The sequence below is a fragment of the Lacrimispora amygdalina genome (genome assembly GCF_900205965.1).
Lineage (GTDB): Bacteria > Bacillota > Clostridia > Lachnospirales > Lachnospiraceae > Lacrimispora > Lacrimispora amygdalina_A.
Genome location: NZ_OAOF01000007.1, coordinates 121094 through 140836 on the forward strand (window position 1 = coordinate 121094; position 19743 = coordinate 140836).

At 39.7% G+C, this 19743-nt stretch carries 21 protein-coding genes; 18 read left to right on the forward strand and 3 right to left on the reverse strand.

Annotation, left to right across the window (positions count from 1 at the left end):
- Window positions 1-3 precede the first annotated feature (3 nt).
- Window positions 4-603, reverse strand: a complete 600-nt coding sequence (locus CRO04_RS11645) for a DUF421 domain-containing protein (protein ID WP_097004414.1) — start codon at window positions 601-603, stop codon at window positions 4-6.
- Between the two features lie 131 nt (window positions 604-734).
- Between CRO04_RS11645 and CRO04_RS11650 the strand changes: the two genes are divergently transcribed.
- The 8 genes from CRO04_RS11650 (at window position 735) to CRO04_RS11685 (ending at window position 6325) form a co-directional block, all read left to right on the forward strand.
- A complete protein-coding gene (locus CRO04_RS11650; RefSeq protein WP_097004415.1) occupies window positions 735-935 on the forward strand; it encodes a YwbE family protein in 201 nt (66 codons plus the stop codon).
- A 9-nt stretch (window positions 936-944) separates the two neighbouring features.
- Window positions 945-2180 (forward strand): MFS transporter, encoded by a 1236-nt coding sequence (locus CRO04_RS11655; RefSeq protein ID WP_097004416.1) that lies wholly within the window; start codon window positions 945-947, stop codon window positions 2178-2180.
- A 15-nt stretch (window positions 2181-2195) separates the two neighbouring features.
- Window positions 2196-3515 (forward strand): alkaline phosphatase family protein, encoded by a 1320-nt coding sequence (locus tag CRO04_RS11660; RefSeq protein WP_097004417.1) that lies wholly within the window; start codon window positions 2196-2198, stop codon window positions 3513-3515.
- Between the two features lie 101 nt (window positions 3516-3616).
- On the forward strand, window positions 3617-4123 hold the full coding sequence (locus CRO04_RS11665) for a hypothetical protein (RefSeq protein ID WP_097004418.1): 507 nt from the start codon (window positions 3617-3619) through the stop codon (window positions 4121-4123).
- A gap of 93 nt (window positions 4124-4216) precedes the next feature.
- Window positions 4217-4810 (forward strand): hypothetical protein, encoded by a 594-nt coding sequence (locus CRO04_RS11670; protein ID WP_097004419.1) that lies wholly within the window; start codon window positions 4217-4219, stop codon window positions 4808-4810.
- Between the two features lie 164 nt (window positions 4811-4974).
- On the forward strand, window positions 4975-5526 hold the full coding sequence (locus CRO04_RS11675; protein ID WP_141400975.1) for a ferritin-like domain-containing protein: 552 nt from the start codon (window positions 4975-4977) through the stop codon (window positions 5524-5526).
- Between the two features lie 143 nt (window positions 5527-5669).
- A complete protein-coding gene (locus CRO04_RS11680; RefSeq protein WP_097004421.1) occupies window positions 5670-6122 on the forward strand; it encodes a YaiI/YqxD family protein in 453 nt (150 codons plus the stop codon).
- A gap of 20 nt (window positions 6123-6142) precedes the next feature.
- Window positions 6143-6325, forward strand: a complete 183-nt coding sequence (locus CRO04_RS11685; RefSeq protein ID WP_097004422.1) for a glycoside hydrolase family 3 C-terminal domain-containing protein — start codon at window positions 6143-6145, stop codon at window positions 6323-6325.
- A gap of 102 nt (window positions 6326-6427) precedes the next feature.
- Here CRO04_RS11685 and CRO04_RS11690 read toward each other — a convergent pair whose 3' ends face one another.
- On the reverse strand, window positions 6428-7075 hold the full coding sequence (locus CRO04_RS11690) for a flavodoxin family protein (RefSeq protein ID WP_097004423.1): 648 nt from the start codon (window positions 7073-7075) through the stop codon (window positions 6428-6430).
- Window positions 7076-7197: 122 nt separating this feature from the next.
- The gene (locus tag CRO04_RS11695) at window positions 7198-8937 is read right to left on the reverse strand and encodes an ABC-F family ATP-binding cassette domain-containing protein (protein ID WP_097004424.1); all 1740 of its coding nucleotides are present in this window, start codon (window positions 8935-8937) and stop codon (window positions 7198-7200) included.
- Window positions 8938-9320: 383 nt separating this feature from the next.
- On the opposite strand from CRO04_RS11695, the gene CRO04_RS11700 reads away from it, so the two are divergent.
- The 10 genes from CRO04_RS11700 to CRO04_RS11740 all read left to right on the forward strand — a co-directional run bounded on the left by CRO04_RS11700 (window position 9321) and on the right by CRO04_RS11740 (window position 19559).
- Window positions 9321-9653: a hypothetical protein gene (locus CRO04_RS11700; protein ID WP_097004425.1), complete on the forward strand. Its 333-nt coding sequence runs from the start codon at window positions 9321-9323 to the stop codon at window positions 9651-9653.
- A 152-nt stretch (window positions 9654-9805) separates the two neighbouring features.
- Window positions 9806-10768 (forward strand): alpha/beta hydrolase, encoded by a 963-nt coding sequence (locus CRO04_RS11705; RefSeq protein ID WP_097004426.1) that lies wholly within the window; start codon window positions 9806-9808, stop codon window positions 10766-10768.
- Window positions 10769-10944: 176 nt separating this feature from the next.
- Entirely contained in the window at window positions 10945-11883 is a 939-nt protein-coding gene (locus tag CRO04_RS11710) for an ABC transporter ATP-binding protein (RefSeq protein ID WP_097004427.1), read from the forward strand.
- A gap of 16 nt (window positions 11884-11899) precedes the next feature.
- On the forward strand, window positions 11900-12640 hold the full coding sequence (locus CRO04_RS11715) for an ABC transporter permease (RefSeq protein WP_097004428.1): 741 nt from the start codon (window positions 11900-11902) through the stop codon (window positions 12638-12640).
- Window positions 12637-13617 carry an ABC transporter permease gene (locus tag CRO04_RS11720; protein ID WP_097004429.1) on the forward strand — a complete coding sequence of 327 codons (981 nt, stop codon included), beginning with the start codon at window positions 12637-12639 and terminating at the stop codon, window positions 13615-13617. The genes CRO04_RS11715 and CRO04_RS11720 overlap by 4 nt, the downstream gene beginning before the upstream one ends.
- Before the next feature lie 73 nt (window positions 13618-13690).
- On the forward strand, window positions 13691-16315 hold the full coding sequence (locus CRO04_RS27040; RefSeq protein WP_097004430.1) for a LuxR C-terminal-related transcriptional regulator: 2625 nt from the start codon (window positions 13691-13693) through the stop codon (window positions 16313-16315).
- A 207-nt stretch (window positions 16316-16522) separates the two neighbouring features.
- Window positions 16523-16996 carry a MarR family winged helix-turn-helix transcriptional regulator gene (locus tag CRO04_RS11730; RefSeq protein WP_097004431.1) on the forward strand — a complete coding sequence of 158 codons (474 nt, stop codon included), beginning with the start codon at window positions 16523-16525 and terminating at the stop codon, window positions 16994-16996.
- A gap of 113 nt (window positions 16997-17109) precedes the next feature.
- Complete coding sequence (locus CRO04_RS26250; protein ID WP_166432539.1) at window positions 17110-17280, forward strand: hypothetical protein; 171 nt, start codon at window positions 17110-17112, stop codon at window positions 17278-17280.
- A gap of 56 nt (window positions 17281-17336) precedes the next feature.
- Window positions 17337-17738, forward strand: coding sequence for a metal-dependent transcriptional regulator (locus tag CRO04_RS11735; protein ID WP_097004432.1), 402 nt, complete (start codon window positions 17337-17339; stop codon window positions 17736-17738).
- 84 nt (window positions 17739-17822) lie between these two features.
- Window positions 17823-19559, forward strand: coding sequence for an RICIN domain-containing protein (locus tag CRO04_RS11740; protein WP_166432540.1), 1737 nt, complete (start codon window positions 17823-17825; stop codon window positions 19557-19559).
- The last annotated feature ends 184 nt before the right edge of the window (window positions 19560-19743 follow it).

Consider the following 19743-nt stretch of genomic DNA (forward strand, 5'->3'; position numbering starts at 1 on the left):
ATATTAAGGTTCATTTTTGCCTTCACTGTCTTTAGTCGCAACCTCCCGGAAAATATTGTCTGAATCGTTTTTTTTAGTTTTATGGTAACCTGCCATTAATTGGTTCTGCTGTGATAATTCTGCCATTATAGTAATAAAATCTTCCTTTGTCAGTGGTTTTTTATCATCTTTTAGTTCATAGCCTATTTGACCACTTACCTCTATAGTAGCTGTTTTTACATCTTTTATAGAACTTACACCGTTTTGACGCAGGCGTGTTTCAAGTCTGTCTACAGTAAGACGTAATTTTTTTAGATTTTTTATAATGATTGATCCATTTTCAATTACAATGACAGCTTTGCCAGAAAATAGAGATTCGAATATGTCAAATTTTATTTCCAGATACTCTGAAAAAACCATTAGCATAGTGAAAATAAATGCAATCATTAATGTGCTCCAGATTTTATCTCCGGCGATAGGTTGTATTAAAAGAGAACCGATGCCAACCATAACAATGGTCTGAGTGATTGTCATCTGTGAAATTGATTTACGACCTCCCAACCGCAGTATAAGTTTTCCAGCAAAGAATATAACAATTGTTTTCCAGATTAAACTATAATCCATTACATGATCTCCTCTCCAAAATATTGAGTTTGGGCTTATTATTGATTTATTTGGATATTATTATGTAACGGTTATTAAATTAGGGGGTATGAGGAGCCCCCTGACAAACTTCAGTATTGAAAGGAACAAAGATGGACGGAACAGTAAGAAAAGATATTAAAATCGGTGACCGGGTTATGGTGGTACAAAAACAGGATCAGAGAACGGGCAAGCTGACAGAAGGTGTGGTCCAGAGAATACTAACCAATTCTCCCACTCATCCGCGAGGCATTAAAGTGATGTTAGAAGGAGGCATTGTAGGGAGAGTGCAGGGCGGTATGGACCAGAAATAGGAGGGTTCAATGATAAAGTTAAGCAGGCAAGAGAAATCATGGATACTGGTTGACTGCGGTAATTCAGCTTATTCCATGGCAGTCACCACCGCATTACTGCCGATCATGTTCGGAATGTTTGACAATGTGAAACGCAGTATGGACCTGGGATATTTCAACTCCATTGCCAGTATTCTGGTGGCCGCTTTAAGCCCTGTTTTAGGTGCTGCTGCGGATTATAAAGACAAAAAGAAACGTTTTTTTGTATTCTTTACCTGTCTGGGTGTCCTTTCAACTGCGTCGCTGGCGTTTATACCACCGTCCAGTGGACAATGGCAGCTTTTAATTCTATTTTTTATCTTATCCGCAATTGGTTTTGCAGGATCCAATATTTTTTATGATGCTTTTATCGTCGATGTCACCAATGATGAAAGAATGGATAAGATATCTTCACTTGGCTTTGCATTTGGCTATATCTCCAGCGTAATCCCCTTTGGCATCAGTCTGGTGCTTATATTTCTTCTGGGAATGGAAAAATCAACCGGTTATCAGATTGGTTTCATCATCACTGCTTTATGGTGGGGGCTCTTTACCATACCCATGATCAGAGATGTGAAGCAGATTCATTATGTGGAACCCAGGCAGAATATGGTGAAAAACAGTTTTATTAGACTGGCAGATACATTTAAGCAGATAAAACAGTATAAAATAGTTTTCAGCTTCCTTGGCGCATATTTTTTTTACATAGATGGTGTGGATACTATCATTAAGATGGTGATTCCCTATGCTACTGCTGTTATGGGAAATGGAGCACTGGATACGTTTTCATTGCTGGCAATTTTACTGATTATACAGATCATCGCCTTTCCCTGTGCTATTATGTATGGTAATATGGCAAAACGTTTTTCTGCGAGAACCATGATCATCATAGGGATTTTTACTTATATTATTTCCTGCATTGCGGCATTTTTTGTGACTACCGTATGGCATATTTTCATACTTGGAGCTATGATCGGTTCTGCACAGGGCGGGATTCAGGCACTCAGCCGGTCTTATTTTGCGAAAATTATTCCAAAGGATAAATCCAATGAATTTTTTGGATTTTATAATATATTTGGTAAATTCTCAGCTATTATGGGACCAACACTGATGTCCTTAACGACAGCTGTTACCGGTAATGCAAGGTGGAGTATTCTTGGAATAATTCCCCTCTTTTTAGTGGGATTCCTGATTTTTATAAGACTTCCTGTGGAAAAAATTAAATGAAAGTGGTGAATTAAAATGAGCAAGGGAAAAGCAAAGCATTTGATTGTGATTTCTTATGATGCATTTTCTGAAGATAACTGGGAAAAAGCAAGCCGTCTTCCCAATCTTTCCCGATTAATAGAAAACGGAGCTTTCAGCAACAAGTTAAAAAGTGTGTATCCGACTCTTACCTACGTTGTCCATACCACTATGGTGACCGGAGTTTATCCTGATAAACACGGTATCTATCATAATAACCCATTTCAGCCATTTATCAGCGAAGAAGATCAGGCGTGGTTCTGGTTTAGAAAAGATATCAGGGTGCCTGCTGTGTATGATGCATTGAAGAAGCACAAGATGAAATCAGCTGGTATTCTGTGGCCTGTAACCGGAAAGGCAGCCATTCGCTATAACATGCCGGAGATAAAGGCAATTGGAAATGAGAATCAGGCTCTGAAGATATTAAAAAACGGAAATCCTTTTTATTGTGCAGGGCTTGAGCTTAAATATGGAAAAATAAGAAAAGGGATTGAACAGCCGTATCTGGATGATTTTACGGTCATGTGTGGAAGAGATACCATTTTAAGAAAAAAACCAGAGCTTTTGATGATTCATTTTATTGATCTGGATGATGCAAAGCATCACCATGGGACAGACGGTCCTGAGATTGACAAGGTGTTGATCCGAATGGATGAAAGAATCGGAAAGATGGTGGATGCAGTTACTGAGGCAGGTATTTCAGAGGAAACGGTTTTCATGGTGTTAGGTGACCATGGTCAGAAAAATGTCAGATATAAAGTAAGGCTGAATCAATTACTCAAAGAAAACGGCCTTATTTATGAAGAAAAGGGCAGCATGCACTGGAGGGCTTATCTGCAGTCCACAGGCGGATCTGCCTATTTGCACGTAAAGGATAATGATGAGGAGGCGAAGAAACACGCGCTGGTTATTCTTCAAAAAGCGGCAGAAGAGGAAAACTTAGGTATAGAGAAAATCTATACTGGTGAAGAACTTAAACAGTTCCATGCCTTCCCGGTTTCTGGCTGCATGCTGGAAGCAAAATTAGGTTATAGCTTTGATGACAGTATTGCGGGCCCCCTGGTGTCGGATTTAAAGGAAGAGAATAAAACATATGCGACTCATGGATATTCTCCGGATAAGCCAGAATATGGCTGTTGCTTTGTTGTGTCAGGAAAAGGGATAAAAAAAGGATACCAGCTGGGAGAAGTCCATATGGTTGATATTGCTCCGACAATTGCAGCCATCCTTGGCGTTGAGTTTGGACCTTGTGACGGCAGAGTGCTGGAGGAGATGTTTCTTGACCATTATGCTGAAATGGAATATAGAAAATTATAAATAATATTAGAAATACCTTAAAGAGTCCGATAAATATAGTATGTGATGCAGCAGGCTGGTTACTGACAGTCACTGAAAAAACCGAAACAGGGGGTATTTTTATGAGTAGAAATAAGTTTTTAAAATTACTTTTCAGCGCTTTGTTAATCATGACAATGGCATTTACTACAACCACTTCAGCATATGCCGCTACAGGAACTAAGAAGGTGACTTCTTCCAGAACCATGGGTCTGGCGTTAAAAAAAGGACAAACCGGTAATTCCAGTGAAGTTACATTCCGGGTTTCCGGTCTGCCTGCCAATGCTGTTATTACGAAGCTGGAGGTAAATCCCGGCTCACTGAAAAGCTATTCAGGAGCTGTGCTTACCAATTACCTGACAGTGTCAAGCAGTAACAGAAGCTCAGCTGAGAAAGTGGCTTGGAACGGAAGAGAAAATTTGACTTTGAGAACAAGCGGATTCTTAGCTTCAAAAGCGAATGGTACGTATACTATTTCATTTAATGCTACTTGTATAAGCGGTGCTCTTTCCCACGGTATGATACTGGATATTGGTTCTAAAACATATTCCAGTCCATACATTACTATTTACTGGGATGATTCTTTTTAATTCCTGATATCATAAAAAAATACATTGTAAGAGTGATTTTCATATGACCAGCCCATATGAAAGTCTATCATTAACAGGTAAGGAGTACATAAGATGCGCATAGGAAATGAGAAATCTATAGCACAGTTTCATCCGCTTACAAAATCCGGAAGCCGGGAAAATGTGATATCACCAGATTATACTGATTTTCATTTTAACACAAAGACTGCACCAGCCATGAGTGATGATAAATATAAAACAGCTATTATTGAGCAGGCGAAAAAGGACCAGGCAGCTGGAAAATTCCAGTCAGATTCCGCTGGATTTCGCAATCTGGTAAAAAGCTACGTCTCAGCAGTATCACCTGATAGAAAAAGTATTATTTCCCAGGGCTTAAGAGCAATATATAAAAATACCAGACAGGAACCAAAAACCTTTAATCTGCTGGATTATTTGTTTGGTTCTGTAAAATACAGCAAGGAAGCAGATGATGTATCTTACGCTGAATTTTACGACAGCAACGGAGAAATGGTGGCTTCTTATTCCAACGGCAGATGGATATCCTATGGAACAAAAGCGGAAGATGCCCGGGAATCTGAACTGTGGGGGATATATAATCAGGCATGGAGTCAAGCGGCGAAAGCAAGCAAGGGGAATCTGGGGGCAGCGAATGGCAGTTCTGCGGCTTCCATTGATATTATGGGCTGATTTTTTCTAATGAAAGGGCATGTATGACAGCGGATATCATTGTAAATTGGGGTATTAAAGGGGCATCACACATTTGTGGGACAGTTATTATGTCATAGGTACATTGACAGACACCGGTTCCATAATATTTCATATAATAACTAGAGTATATTCTCTGGAGAAACATGATGAATTATAATGAATATGGAGGTAACGTTCCCTATAATAATTATGGTTATACAAATCCATATATTTCTGCTATGAATGCATCAATGATGCTGGGAGGACAGCAAACAGATGATATATTTACCTTTCCGCAAAACCTGCCGAACGCACTTTCTTTAATTCAGCAGGCACTTTCAGGTGAAACAGAAGACAGAATGTTTTATACGTGGCTGATTGATAATGCTCCATCAGAGGAAGACAAACAGATAATATCTGGAATTCGAGACAATGAGATTGGCCATTATGATTTATTTAAACAGCTGTCCAGCAATATTACCGGGTCGGTGCCCCAGCAGCTTCCTGGTGAGCAGTTTGTACCGCCGGAAAGTTATTGTGCCGGATTGTCCCGCGCTCTGTTAGGAGAACAGAATGCTGTGGCGAAATATCGTAAAATTCTCTACGCAATGCAGTTTCGCGAGGATATTAATATGATGATTGAAATTATAACAGATGAGCTCAGACACGGGATTTTATATAATTATCTATATACTAAAAATGGCTGCAAAGGTTAGAATAACTAAGAATGGGGTGGTTGAAGTCAGCCGTCCCATTCTTAAATTATTCCTGCATGACCCTCTTCAAATTGACCACAGACGACAGGACATATATAATTAATATGACTTTTAAAATACCTATTGAAAATGAGGTGAAATATATGACAATTTATGTGGATGCAGATGCCTGCCCGGTGGTTCGTATCGTAGAAAAAGCAGCAAAGGAACATGAAATAAAGGTGTGTCTTTTATGTGATACCAATCATGTACTGCAGTCTGATTACAGTGAGATCAAAATTATTGGTGCGGGAGCGGATGCCGTGGATTTTGCATTAGTCAATTTATGCAGATCAGGTGATATTGTGGTAACACAGGATTATGGTGTAGCTGCGATGGCACTGGGAAAAGGAGCGTATGGAATTCATCAATCAGGAAAGTGGTATACCGATGATAATATCGATCAGCTCCTGATGGAACGGCACATAGCAAAAGAAGCGAGAAGAGCAAAATCTAAAAATCATCTCAGAGGACCCTCAAAAAGAACAAAAGACGATGATAAATGTTTTGAAAAATCCTTTCAAAAATTAATTATTTATGCAGATAGAAAAAAGTAATTGGTTCTATCAGCGATTATATGAAACAGTGGGACGGTGCTGTTATGTGCTATCTTCCAGGAAGTGAAGGGGATGGTATAGCCAATGTGCTGACAGGAAAGAAAAACTTTAAAGGAACTCTGCCTATGCCATATTACTCAAGGGTTAAGGATATCAGAACAGATCAGGTCCTGTTTCCAGTAGGATATGGGTTAAAATATTAGATCATAGCTCTCCATGAGATCGTTGTAAGTATATCACGAATCAGGAGAGCTGAAGTTTATCAAGTTCGATGCCGTCAAAGCAGTATAGTTGGCAGGATTATATTATTCCTGCCCGGCAAAACGCTGCCCCATATCATAAGCCTTGCGACAGTCTTCTGGGAACTGGTTTTCTCTGACCAATGCCTTATGGTGCTCATCGAAGATTGTTGCAACGTATTTATCATAGTCATCAAACTGGTAAGTATCGCAGGAAAACAATGATTCGCTATAGCCGAAAGTTCTTTTCAGGAAGCCCTCAATACCATCTAATGCCGGGCGCAGCCCCCTTCCTTCCATTTGTTCGGCAGTCACGTTCATGGTATAAATAAGTCCGGTCTTAATTTTTCGTTCAAACAGACTTTTGTAGCCTTCTGTATATGTTAAATAAGGGAAAACCAGTCGCTCCAAAAAAGCATGCATCTGTCCCGTAACATCAAAAAGATAAATAGGGGAACCAAGAATAATGGCATCGGCCTCTTTGATTTTATTTAGAATGGGGCTTAATTCATCCTTCCAGGCACATGTTCCATAGCTCGGTCCATTCTTTCTTTTACAGGCAAAACAGCTGGTACAGCCTTTATAGTTTAAATCATATAAATGAATAAGCTCTGTTTTGGCCCCATTTGCCTGCGCTCCCTCCAGTGCTTTATTTAGCAGAGCAGCGGTGTTGTGGTTTTTACGGGGGCTCCCGTTGATTGCAATCACTTTCATAGTTACGTCCTCCAACTTGATTTAATAGATAAATTATATATCCTTATGCTCAATTAGAAAAGTATGCACATTTTAGTTAGATACTAACTTATTTGTTAGATGGCAGGAGGTATGTCATGAATTTAAAGGAGCTGAATAATGGTTTCCAATTCTTCGGATAAAACTTTTGCCAGCTCAAAATCTGTATTTTTTAAAGCTAATTCGATTTTTGTTTCCACTGTTTTTTTCTTTTGTTCTAATTCTAAATAGTCTTTATCAAAATGTCTGGCGTAAATCATTTGTCTGAATTTACGCATGCTCATTTTACGGATAGTCTTATCGTCAATAATTAAGACATAATCCGCACAGTTAACGATAGAATAAAAATCGTGGGATATCATCAGAACGGATCCCTTGTAATCCCCAATTGCTTTTTCCAGCGCCAGTTGTGAATAGGTGTCTAAATGACTGGTCGGTTCATCAAGAAGAAGCAAATCTGCTTTGCCTGCAGAAATTTTGGCTAGCTGCAGAATATTTTTTTCGCCGCCGGACAGAGCACCTATTTTCTGATGAAGGACAGATTCGTCAAATGCAAAAGTTGAAAGATAGGAACTGATTTCCTCATATGTTTTGAAGCCCAGGCCAAAAAACTCATCTAAAACTGTTTCTGACTCGTTTAGCATTTCACCCTGAAGCTGGGATAAAAATGCCGTTTTAACGTTTTCTTTAATCTCAATGGAGTCCTGGTCGTTTTTATAGATTTCCCGCAGCAATGTGGTTTTTCCTGTTCCGTTTGGACCGATCAGGGCAACTTTTTCGTTGGATTTGATCTCAAAGTTAACATTTTCTAAAAGCATTTCATCAAATGCCACACTGTAATCGCTGACTTTTAAAACGGTCTCATCTTTCAGTTCACTGCCAACTGTAAAATGGATATCCGGCTGTTTGATATCCACAAATGGAGCCTGAATTCTTCGGGCAATTAGCCTTTCCTGGATTTTCTTTCTAGCTTTTAAGGATTTTCCTCTGGCTGCTTCTGTATGTGTGGTAGCCAGAGATCTTAGATTGTTAATGATAATTTCATTTCTTTTGATTTCTTCTGTGTCAGCCACAGCCAGTTCCTGTAATTCAATTTTCTTTTGAAGCAAAGTGAAGTTATAATCAATATACCGACCGTCAAATTCCTGCAGCAGTTTATTTTCCAGGTGGATGATTTTGTTGAAACAGTGGTTTAATAAATACCGGTTGTGGGTAATAACCAGCAGGGTGCCTTTGTGTGAATTGATCAGATTTTTAAGTGAGTTCAGATTCTCAAAATCCAGGAACACATCGGGTTCGTCCATAATGATTAAGTCAGGCTGAGTCAGCATTTCCTTTATTACCTGTACCAGCTTGAATTCTCCGCCGCTGAGCTGGGAAACAGTCAGATTCTCCTGTTTGTCTAAGTCAGCCAGACTTAACTGCTTATTCATATTGCTTTCAAAATTATCTCCGTCAATCGCCTGAAAGGCATCCAGGGCCTGCTGATATTTTTCCAGAAGAGTATCAATGTCTGACGAAGTTTCCATCTCAGTGCAGATCGATGTTATTTCATTCTGCAGTTTCATAAATTCCTCACCGATATATTCGGATACGGTTATTTCCTTTGTATCATCAAGCTTAGAGAATTGGCTTACATAACCAATTCTGCAATTGGGAGATATGTCCAGTTTTCCATCAAACATATATTGTTCGGGATCCATAAGGATATTGACAAGCGTACTTTTTCCGCTGCCGCTTGTGCCGATAAAAGCACAATGCTGACCTTCTTCTAATGTGAACGATATGTTATGATACAAATCCTTCTGTGGAAATGAGTAGGATAGATTTTCAATTTTTATCATGTAATTCCTCCATGTGTGAATTTACCTCTGGTAGCATACCATCTTTTATTAATTATTTCAATTCATTCCAAAAGTTTCATATTCTATTTTCCCCATTGGCACATGGCGAGTACGATGGGAATAAGGCTTTCGCCTTTCTCCGTCATGAGTATGCTACAAAATATTATTATGTGTTTACCATTCTTATGTGGTAAAAAATATCTTTGATATTTGTTGTATCTGTTATATACTGTTTGAAGTGATACAATATTGTATACAGAGATATTGATGCACTCAGTCAGCTTCATGTTCCCATTATTTCCTATGAGGGACTGGGTGGCGGTTACGAAATAGATTCTTCCTATTTTCTGCCAAGTATTAAACTTAGCGAGCAGGAAATATTAATGCTTTTGATGGTGTTAAAAGCAGGGGAAGAGTTTCGCATTCCCAATATGGCTACTGATTATAACCTGCTAAGCAGTAAGTTACTTAATGTTATGCCGGACGAAGAAAGGCAAAAGGCTGCTCAGGTTATATCACACATAAATTTTGACATATTGCGGATAATACCCAAGGGTTACGCAGATGATGTTTTAAAACCCATATTAGAGGCGTTGTGGAAGTCCAGCGATCTGCAGCTAAGTTATTACCATCCTGAGCGAAACACCACAGAGTCCAGGCGCTTTTCACTTATAGAGCTGCAGTTTGGAGATGGTTTACAGGATCATCAAAGATGATGTCTACCTCCAATATGCAGAGGTACAATCCATAGAAAGCAGGATGCATCTGACTGTCAGGACCCCTTATAAAGATGAAATATGTAAGTTGGTTCTATGCCATCCAGGACATAGTCTTATTCTTGCCTGAAGCAATCACGGAGGAGATTTAGATGAAGAAAGTAATTAGAATAACCGGGAAGTTATTACTTTGGATCTTTGTGATTATCGTTGGCCTGGTAATAATCTCAGCACTAACTCACAATATTCTTAAGCCTGTGGAAAAGAACAAATATAAAATCGGAAAGACCATAGATATAGATGGGAAGCATATGCAGGCTTATGTGACAGGCTCGGGAGAAAAGACGATTGTATTACTGAGCGGCTTAGGTACTGCCTCACCAATTACGGATTTTATGCCCCTGGCAGAACGATTAAGTAAGAATTATAAAGTTGTTATTCTTGAATATTTTGGATACGGCTTCAGTGATACGACAAAAGACGAACGTTCGAATGAAAATATTGTAAATGAAATAAGAACTGCACTGAAAGAATTAGAAATAAGCGGACCATATATATTAATGCCCCACTCGATATCGAGTATATACTCTATGTACTATGCAATAAAATACCCTGATGAAGTGGAGGCAATAATTGGAATTGATGGGTCAGTACCTAATCAAACGAAAATCAATAAAGATCCCGATATGTCTCACAATCTGACTCTGCTTAACACCTTTGGAATTATAAGGGATATCACGTATCTTTTGCCGGGGACTGATGATGGTATGAACAAAAATAATTATTATTCCGCTGAGCAGGTTAAAATTAAAAAAATGGCAACAGCATGGAACAGCGTAAATGTATCTGTGATAAATGAATTTAATATGGTAAATACAAATACAGAAGAACTATATGATGTAAAATATCCAGACACTCTGCCTGTTCTTGCATTTCTGGCAAAGGATACGGTGGATACGGATAAAGACTGGCTTCCCCTTCATGAACAGTTAATTACGAATTCCTCGATACAAAAGATTGAAACGCTCACTGGTGAACATTATCTGCACTGGACAAATGCCGATAAAATAGCTGAAATGACTAAAGAATTTATTTCCACAAATTTTAACCATTAAATGTGAAATTACTATTTAAACTCTGACACTCTTATGTCAGAGTTTATTTGTTATGCTGATGTAACGCAAAGAAACGCTGAAAAAATCAACCATTACAATCAGCCAAACGGTTGATTTTTTTATTGATGAAATCCCGTATGATATCCATAGCAAACAAATAAGGAGAGATAAAATCTATGGATAATCTAATGACAGTCAGCAATTTAAAAAAGAGTTTTAAAGAAAATATTGTCCTGAAAGGAATCAGCTTTGGGATACGCCGGGGGGAAGTGCTTTGTATCTTAGGTCCCAACGGTGCAGGAAAGAGTACCACCATTAATATTCTAACCGCTGTACTGGGAAGTGATGAGGGGGATATTTTTTTTAAAGGCACAAAAATCAGTAAAATTCTTCGCAACTATAAGCAGTCAATCGGCATTGTTCCCCAGGATATAGCACTATATGAAGAGTTAAGCGCAGAACGTAATTTGAGATTTTTTGCTTCTCTATACGGACTTTACGGCAGCAGGCTAAATGAAGCGGTAGAGGAGGCACTTACGTTTGCTGGCTTAAAAGACCGCAGAAAGGACAAGGTAAAAACCTTTTCAGGCGGTATGAAGAGGCGCCTTAATATTGCATGTGCCATAGCCCATCATCCGGAATTGGTCATTATGGATGAGCCTACGGTGGGAATTGATCCACAGAGCCGCAATCATATTCTTTCTTCCATTAAAAAGCTGCAAAATCAGGGTATGACAGTTATTTATACCACTCACTACATGGAAGAGGTGGAAGTGATATCATCACGGATCATTATTATGGATCACGGCGCTGTCATTGCAGAAGGAACCAAGGAAAGTTTGAAAGAGGATATTCAGAATGAAAAGAGGTATATCATAGAGGTTGAGGAAAATGGCACAATGGGGCATGATGAATTTTTTTCGGTTGAAGGTGTTAAGTCGGTAAAAATAGATGGTAATATTTTCGAGATCACATCTCTGAAAGGCATAGAAAATCTTGACCGTATCATCACCCTGTTAAGTGATCATGGCGAAAAAATACGAAATATTACAAGCGAGGCTGCAAGTCTTGAGATGGTTTTCTTAAAGCTGACGGGACGCAAGCTGCGTGACTGAGAAAGGAGAGTTAGATATGCGTCGTTTTATAACAATTTTTAAAATGGATTTTGGCAATTTATTTAAAAATCCGGTTCTTGTTGGATATAATACTGCATTTGCAGGTTTATTAATATTAATCCTGGGCTATTTGTGCGGAGGGGATTATGCTGACAGTAACACTGCATATCAGTATTATACAATTTCTCTTATCATCTATGGTATGTTAAACGGTGCAATGACTGCCTCCAACTGTTTTATGGAACGGGATATTAAACGGGCAAATCTTCGGATTATTTATTCCCCGGCCGGAGGTTTTTCGGTTTATTTTTCCAAAATGACTGCGTCATTTCTTTTTAATTATATCCTGCATTCACTGCTGCTTATAATTTTGTGCCCGCTGCTCCATGTCAGCCTTGGGAGCAATCCGGCCTTTTTTATTATTTTAATGGCACCGGTAGAATTTGCAGCATCGGCTCTTGGGATTTTCTTCTGCTGTGTATTCCATTGTGAAGAGATCACCAGTACATTGCTTAGTACGGTGATCAGTCTGCTTTGTGTTTTGGGAGGAACCTTCTTTTCCCTCGATGGAATGGGCAGTGTAATGGCCTTTGCTACAAAGATATCACCTGTAAGGTGGATGAATGAAGCGTTCTTTACGCTATCCTGCGACAACAGTTTCCAGTATTTCTGGCCGGTATTTATCACTGCAGCAGTACTTTCTGTGCTGCTGACAATGGGCTGTGGTTTATTTTTCAGAACGGAGGATTATATATGAGAACTTTTACAACCACCTTTATTAACATTTATGAACGGACGATTCCCCGCCTTGTTTCCATGATTTTATTAACAGTATTCACCCTTGCCTCCATGGTGCTTGCAGTTCATTTGACGGATGTTCAGCAGGTAAAAGGCCGGATTGTTCTGGTAACGGATAAATCTGCTGAAATGTTACCTAAAAGCTCTTCAAGACTTAACATCGCTGTCTCCGCAGAAAAACCGCCTTATTCTGCACTGGTAGAACAAAAGTATGATGCTTATGTAACAATCGGAGCAAACGGTGATTATCAGATTCAGACACTTCGGGATGACGACTATAAAAACATGGTGCTTACACTGATGAAAAATCCGGACGCCGTTCTTAAGGATAGTAAAATACCCAGGGGTGTGGGCGCAAATATTATAGGTTTCATGATGATGTTTATTCTCATACAGGTTTTTGGCAGTCTGTTTGCATTTGCAGATGATAAGGAGCAGGAACAAATGCGGCGGATTACAGCAGCACCGGTTTCCTTTGGCGGTTATCTTGCAGCACATTGTGCCTACTGCCTGTCCATGTTTCTGCCGGAATATATCCTGTTAATTATATTAAAACTCTGGGGATTTGATATTGGCTTTACGCTTTTACAATATGCTGGTCTGTTAGTCGTAATGGAATTATTTGGAATTTCCTTCGCACTCTTATTATATACACTGATTAACAAACCGGATAATGCTTCCATGCTTGGCAGATCCATTGTTGTTTTAACATCAATGCTTGCAGGCAGCTTTTATTTGCTCAGTAAAAAAAATATTTTACTGGATCTGATTATTAAGATACTGCCTCAAAAACAGTTAATGAATTTTGTTGAGTACATGGAACGGGGAGAGGCATGGCATCACAGTTTCAGCATTATATATGTGATTGCGGTTTCCGCTGTCATGTTTATGGTTTCCTGCTCCGTATTACGAATGAAATATATGAAAAGGGTATGAAAGCGAGACATTTCTTGTCAAAGCCGGTTTCCTGCATTACAATGTCAGTAACAAATAAACGACAGGTGAATAAATGATGGAGCATTCTACAGAAATATTACTTCTAACTACAAAACTAAAAATACCGGCACCCCGCAAGAATTACATTGTGCGCCATGGGTTGTTTGAGCAGCTCTCCAAGTGCAGGGATATGAGCATTATCTTTCTAAGCGGGGGTGCCGGCACTGGTAAAACAACGCTTCTTTCATCCTTTATTCATGAGAAGGAGCTTAAAAATGTATGCTGGCTGTCACTGGATTTTGCCAATACCAATGTTTATTCTTTCTGGCTCTATTTTACTGCGTCAGTCAGCCAGTTTTTACAGGATGAAGGAAACCTTCTGGATCTGATGAGAATGAATCCGGACACCAAATATATGGAGAATGTGCTGATTACGCTGATTAACCGTTTGTGGGGCGACGATGAATATTATATGGTGTTAGATGATGTTCACTACATTCGTGATGAAGCTCTTATTCGAACTTTTGAATTTTTTATTGAGGCGATGCCTTCTAATTTTCATTTCTTTATGCTTTCCAGGGATGACCCACCTGTTTATTTAGGCCCCATGGCAGTATCCGGCCGTTTGCTGTTCATTGACGGAAAACAGTTGCAGCTGACGAAAGAAGAGGGAATGGAATTTCTCAGAGGCACCATGAAGCTGGCAGACAGTGAGGAAGAATTAAACCAATTGAACCACTATGCTGAGGGGTGGATTGGAGGGCTTCAGCTTGCGGCGGCAGCCAAAGCGGCGGGAAAGTACTCTGGTCAGCTGCTGCGTGCCGGGGGCGGAATTGCTTCCCAATATCTGACCCGTGAAATTATTGATGCTCTTACGGAAAAAGAACGGGATTTTTTGATAAAAACAGGTTATCTGTCTTATTTTGATGCAGATATCTGCAGTAAGCTATTTGTGGGATTTACAAAACCGGATTTCAATCAGATGATGGAACGGCTCATGGAAAAAAATCTGTTTGTCATCTGCCTGGACGAACAAAACGGAATATATCGCTATCACAATATTTTATCGGAATATTTAAAACAGCAGTTTCTCTGCCTTTCTGAAGAACAAAAGGCAGAATGTTATCGGATAACGGCAGGAGCTTTTGAAGAAAAGGGGGATTATGAGGAAGCTTTAGGAGAGTATTGTGAGGCTGGTAATTATAATGAGGTAATGCGTCTGGCAAAATCAATGGAAGGCAGGATAGAAGCATGGAATTATCTTGATAAGGTTCCGATTGAGCTTTTATTTCAGGATACGGATCTTGCTGCCCAGTGTTTTATTTATAATTTGGGAAATTTAAATATGGAACGCTGCCATGTTATATATGAGAAGTTTAAGGAACTGTATGAAGATTCTGATTTGTTTAGTATTGTAGACTTTGCGCAGATCTATTTTACCAATGAAAATGGGATTTTGCCTCAATATCCGGCACTGACAGATAAACAGATTGATAAGATTCCTTATGGACCTGTGGTAAAAGCTGTGCTGCTGATTGAAAATGCCGGCGCATTATTGGAAAAAATGCAATATGAGGAAGCGGAAAACTGCATCATAAAGGGGATTAAAATTGCTGCCGGTTTGAATCCTTTTATTGGCTTTTTTGCTTATAATCAGCTGGGTCAGGTTTACGAAGAGATGGGACGGTTAAATGACAGCTTTTCCTGTTATGCCAAATCAAAAGAAGTACTGAAACCAATCAATGGATTAATGGGGATAGAAACTAATTATTACTTTGGTCTGGCTGGAGTATATATGCGCAGAATGGAGCTGGAGCAGGCAGAAATAGAGCTGGAGTATTCCAAACGCCTGTTGGAAGAACGTCATATTCATGTGGATATCACTGATATGACGCTGGATTACCATCTTGCTGAGATGAAGTTTCTACACGGTGATAACGACACAGCAGTTTCTTATGTTGAAGGTATTTTGACTGAGTATCCTAATTATAGTGTGCTTACTCTGGGACGTCTGCTTTATGAGCTTGCCTGTATTGACAGACTCCCGGAAAGCCTTTCTGATAATATCTTAAAAGAGCTGGATGCAACAAACAAATATAGTAAGCAGCCGCTTATGAAACTGCTGCGTGGACGGATTCTGTTTAAGCTAGGCAGTACGGCTGAGGCATTGAAAGAAACAGAAGAAATACTGACCTCCTCCCGCTTAAACCATAATATGCTTCGACTTGTGGAAGCTGATATTTTGAAAATTTATATGCTTTTCCATTTGCCTGATAAGTCTGCCAGCCAGCGGGAAATCAGAAATCTGCTGGTTGAAGCCATTCATTATGCGCAGGAAAACCGAATTCTTATGCCATTTTATCTTGACCGTAATACACTACTGCCTATGCTGAGGGAAATATATCAAAAATCAGCTGGAAACCAGTTGTTGAGTGCTGCGGAAACGGCTTTCTTAGGTGAAACCATTGTGATTTGCGGAGGCCAGACTTATAAGGAGAATAAGCCGGAGCTGCTGTCAGCCCGTGAAAATGAGGTGTTAAGCCAGCTTGCTCAAGGTATTACCAACCGGGAGATTGCTGAGAAGCTTTGCATATCCCAGGCTACGGTGAAAACCCATGTGCTCAGTATATTTGGCAAACTTGGAGTATCCTCCCGGATGCTTGCGGTGGAAAAAGCAAGGAAAGAAGGACTCATATAAGTCCCGAAAAAACGTAGTATTAATACCTTCGATAATAGGCCTGTACTGAGTGTCAACCTTTTTGGCTCAGAGAATGACCGGGTTAAGATATCTTCTTTTTTGGATAAAGCAGTTTTGGAACTGTACAAAGTATGAAGGGAATTAATAACAGGGACAACGCGCAGATTCCGGCTTGACAAAAGTGTATAGCAGCCATATACTTGTGGTATGGATAAAATAATAGCAAACAAACATCAAATTGCATATGATTCACTTCATTTTGCTTTTGCCTTAATTGAGCTGGATAAGAAAACTCGTTACTATGGAACAGATGTGCCTATTTTTCATTCTGAGATACATGTAATAATGGCGATTGCTGAGCATCCCGGCATCCATGTAGGCGGATTAGCCGATATCCTGGGAGTGACGAAAGGGGCTGTTTCTGAGATACTTAAAAAGTTGGAGAGAAAGGCTCTGATTATAAAGGAAGTTGATGAACTTAACTTGTCCAGATATACGCTGCATCTGACTGCCAAGGGTAAAAAGGCTCATAGTAATCATATGCATTACCATATGGTCTTAAACAGTATGGTTGAAGAACAACTGGAAGATGCTTCAGAGCATGATCTGAAATTTTTATCAGACTTTTTGTCAGCCCTGATCAGCAAGGTTAAAGTTTTTAACGATAATTTAGAGGAGTAAAATTTTAACAATGTGTATGGTAGCCATACACATTTTACGCCGCTTAGTTAGGAGGTACTAACATTAAAAAGAAATATTTATCAAAACCATCTGGAATAGCTGGCGACAAAAAATTGGATGAGAGGCAGTATAAACAAAAATTTGCAGCAGAAGAAAGAGCTATACAAACAATTTATCATGCATTTACTTCTTATGGCCCTTTTTTAAACTTTAATCCATATGAATTCACATTTTCCATACCGTTTAACGCATCAGATGATGAATTGAGTGAACAAGATGACTAAAATTTTCAATAAAGAGTATGGCAACCATACACATTTCACATTATGGAGGATTTACGATGTATCAAAATATGCATTATAGTTCAGGTAAAAAACTCAGCCCGTCAAAGGAGGAATATTTAAAGGCTATATTCCTTTTGTCGGAAAAGGAGCATGCAGTGCGTTCCATAGATCTTGCCGTTTATTTAGGAGTTTCCAAGCCAAGTGTAAATAATACCATAACAATCCTTCAGGAGAGAGGACTGGTAATAAAGCCGTTAGGCGGTGAAATCTGTCTTACTGATGAAGGGCGTAAACAGGGGAAAAGAATTACTTCCAAATATCAGCTGCTGAAACAATTTTTGGTAGCCTGCTGTAAGGTTAATGAGGAGACAGCCAGTAAGGATGCCTGTAAAATAGAGCATTTTATCAGTGACGAATCTGTTATGGCTTTAGAAAAGTATTGTAGTGAGATAAAATAATTTTTCAGTATCAGTTTACATATTCAGACCTTTTTCCTTTTTATGAAATGAATGCATTCAATAAAAATAACAGGAGGAATATGTATGTTAAAAGTGAAAAGAGTGTTGGCCTTTCTGATGAGTATTCTGCTGGTGATATCAATGGTTCCGGAGATTCCGGCACTGGCAGCGAATACGATGACAGTGGATTGTGCCAATGTAGTAAGAGAAGTGACTCATTGTGCCAGTGGTTCTCTGTATGGTATGACAGAGAATATTCCAGCTGATGTAAATGGACTTGTAGCGCCCTTAAAGCCCTATGTTATGAGGAATCCTGCCAGGGGCGGAAACGGAAATCAGCATCCGTTTGGGGATGCAATTCTGGTATCCCAGAAGCTGGCGTCTGTTCCCAGCGCGAGGGTATCCATTGATTTAGCAGATATGCTGCCTGGCTGGCCGTACCGCTGGCCTGGAATGACCAGCTGGCTGAATCAGGTAAGGTCTTTTATTAATGATAAAAAAGCATCAGGCCGCAATAATTATTATGGTTATGAAATCTGGAATGAGCCAGGGGGTACCTGGAATTCAGCCAACGGAAGTTTTAATGATATGTGGAAACAGACCTATGATGTAATCCGCGCCAATGACCCGGGTGCCAAAATCATAGGCCCTTGTGAGAGCTATTACAACAATTCCCGCATGAAGGATTTCCTGATTTTTTGTAAAGCTAATCACTGCATGCCTGATATTATGAGCTGGCATGAGCTGTCAGGCGGACCGAAGACAATTGCTCCCAACCTTAGAACCTATCGGGCGTTGGAAGCCTCTCTGGGAATTAGTCCGCTGCCAATCAGCATCAATGAATACTGTGATCCGGATCATAATCTGGAAGGCCAGCCAGGTTCTTCCGCACGTTTTATTGCAAAATTTGAGCGTCACAAGGTTGAAAGTGCCTGTATCACATGGTGGTTTGTACCGACTCCAGGCAGGCTTGGCAGTCTTCTTGCAACCAATACAGAAAAAGGTGCAGGCTGGTATTTTTATAAATGGTATGGAGATATGACCGGAAACATGGTTTTTGTTACTCCGCCTAACGATGACAGCGATCTGGTGGATGGCGCAGCCTGCGTTGATTCCAATGCAAAATACGTAAGCTTTATTTTTGGAGGTCCCAATGACGGAACTGTGAATACAACCTTTAAAAACCTGCCTTCCTTTATTGGCTCCACTGCATCTGTAAAAGTGGAAAAGATAGACTGGGTAAGCAAGGATACCGTATCCAGAGGACCAGTAGTTCTGTCTTCCTCCACTTATCCCGTGGTAAACGGGCAGATTTCCGTAAATTTGTCCGGATGTAATAACAGCTCCGGCTACCGGATTTATATCACTCCTGGAACAGGAACAAATACGGGGATTGTTTCCGGAGAGACTTATAAACTGATTAACAGAGGCAGCGGCAAAGCTCTGGATGTGACCAATGGATCTGCCGAAGACGGTGCTGATGTGATTCAGTGGGGCTATAGCGGCCAGAATAATCAGAAATGGGTCCTGACAGATACAGGGAATGGGTATAAGCTGAGCAATATAAAGAGCGGAAAGGTTCTGGATGTTTATAAGAATTCCAAAGAGGACGGAGCTGATGTAATTCAGTGGACGGACAATGGACAGAATAACCAGAGGTGGAATTTAATTGATCTTGGAAATGGTTATTACAATCTTGTAAATGTAAACAGCGGTAAGCTTCTGGATGTGGAAAAGGGCTCAACGGCTGATGGAGGAAATGTAATTCAGTGGAGCAGCAACAACGGGTATAATCAGCAGTGGCAGATTACAGCGCCATAATTGGAATGTTTTAAACTGGGCATCCTGTCTGAAATCTGGACAGGGTGCTTTTGCATGTATGTTTACACATCGTAAAATGTGAAACGGGAGGTACGGGCGCAGAACACAAAGCTGCTTGGATTCGTCTGTGACAGGAAAAAATAATGTTAACAATATACTCTATTTTAGAATATTATAGTAAGTA

Bases quoted from the DNA above. Each gene is read 5' to 3' on its own strand.
- CRO04_RS11645 (WP_097004414.1), bottom strand. From the start codon at position 603: ATGGATTATAGTTTAATCTGGAAAACAATTGTTATATTCTTTGCTGGA.
- CRO04_RS11650 (WP_097004415.1), top strand. From the start codon at position 735: ATGGACGGAACAGTAAGAAAAGATATTAAAATCGGTGACCGGGTTATG.
- CRO04_RS11655 (WP_097004416.1), top strand. From the start codon at position 945: ATGATAAAGTTAAGCAGGCAAGAGAAATCATGGATACTGGTTGACTGC.
- CRO04_RS11660 (WP_097004417.1), top strand. From the start codon at position 2,196: ATGAGCAAGGGAAAAGCAAAGCATTTGATTGTGATTTCTTATGATGCA.
- CRO04_RS11665 (WP_097004418.1), top strand. From the start codon at position 3,617: ATGAGTAGAAATAAGTTTTTAAAATTACTTTTCAGCGCTTTGTTAATC.
- CRO04_RS11670 (WP_097004419.1), top strand. From the start codon at position 4,217: ATGCGCATAGGAAATGAGAAATCTATAGCACAGTTTCATCCGCTTACA.
- CRO04_RS11675 (WP_141400975.1), top strand. From the start codon at position 4,975: ATGATGAATTATAATGAATATGGAGGTAACGTTCCCTATAATAATTAT.
- CRO04_RS11680 (WP_097004421.1), top strand. From the start codon at position 5,670: ATGACAATTTATGTGGATGCAGATGCCTGCCCGGTGGTTCGTATCGTA.
- CRO04_RS11685 (WP_097004422.1), top strand. From the start codon at position 6,143: ATGAAACAGTGGGACGGTGCTGTTATGTGCTATCTTCCAGGAAGTGAA.
- CRO04_RS11690 (WP_097004423.1), bottom strand. From the start codon at position 7,075: ATGAAAGTGATTGCAATCAACGGGAGCCCCCGTAAAAACCACAACACC.
- CRO04_RS11695 (WP_097004424.1), bottom strand. From the start codon at position 8,937: ATGATAAAAATTGAAAATCTATCCTACTCATTTCCACAGAAGGATTTG.
- CRO04_RS11700 (WP_097004425.1), top strand. From the start codon at position 9,321: ATGCTTTTGATGGTGTTAAAAGCAGGGGAAGAGTTTCGCATTCCCAAT.
- CRO04_RS11705 (WP_097004426.1), top strand. From the start codon at position 9,806: ATGAAGAAAGTAATTAGAATAACCGGGAAGTTATTACTTTGGATCTTT.
- CRO04_RS11710 (WP_097004427.1), top strand. From the start codon at position 10,945: ATGGATAATCTAATGACAGTCAGCAATTTAAAAAAGAGTTTTAAAGAA.
- CRO04_RS11715 (WP_097004428.1), top strand. From the start codon at position 11,900: ATGCGTCGTTTTATAACAATTTTTAAAATGGATTTTGGCAATTTATTT.
- CRO04_RS11720 (WP_097004429.1), top strand. From the start codon at position 12,637: ATGAGAACTTTTACAACCACCTTTATTAACATTTATGAACGGACGATT.
- CRO04_RS27040 (WP_097004430.1), top strand. From the start codon at position 13,691: ATGATGGAGCATTCTACAGAAATATTACTTCTAACTACAAAACTAAAA.
- CRO04_RS11730 (WP_097004431.1), top strand. From the start codon at position 16,523: ATGGATAAAATAATAGCAAACAAACATCAAATTGCATATGATTCACTT.
- CRO04_RS11735 (WP_097004432.1), top strand. From the start codon at position 17,337: ATGTATCAAAATATGCATTATAGTTCAGGTAAAAAACTCAGCCCGTCA.
- CRO04_RS11740 (WP_166432540.1), top strand. From the start codon at position 17,823: ATGTTAAAAGTGAAAAGAGTGTTGGCCTTTCTGATGAGTATTCTGCTG.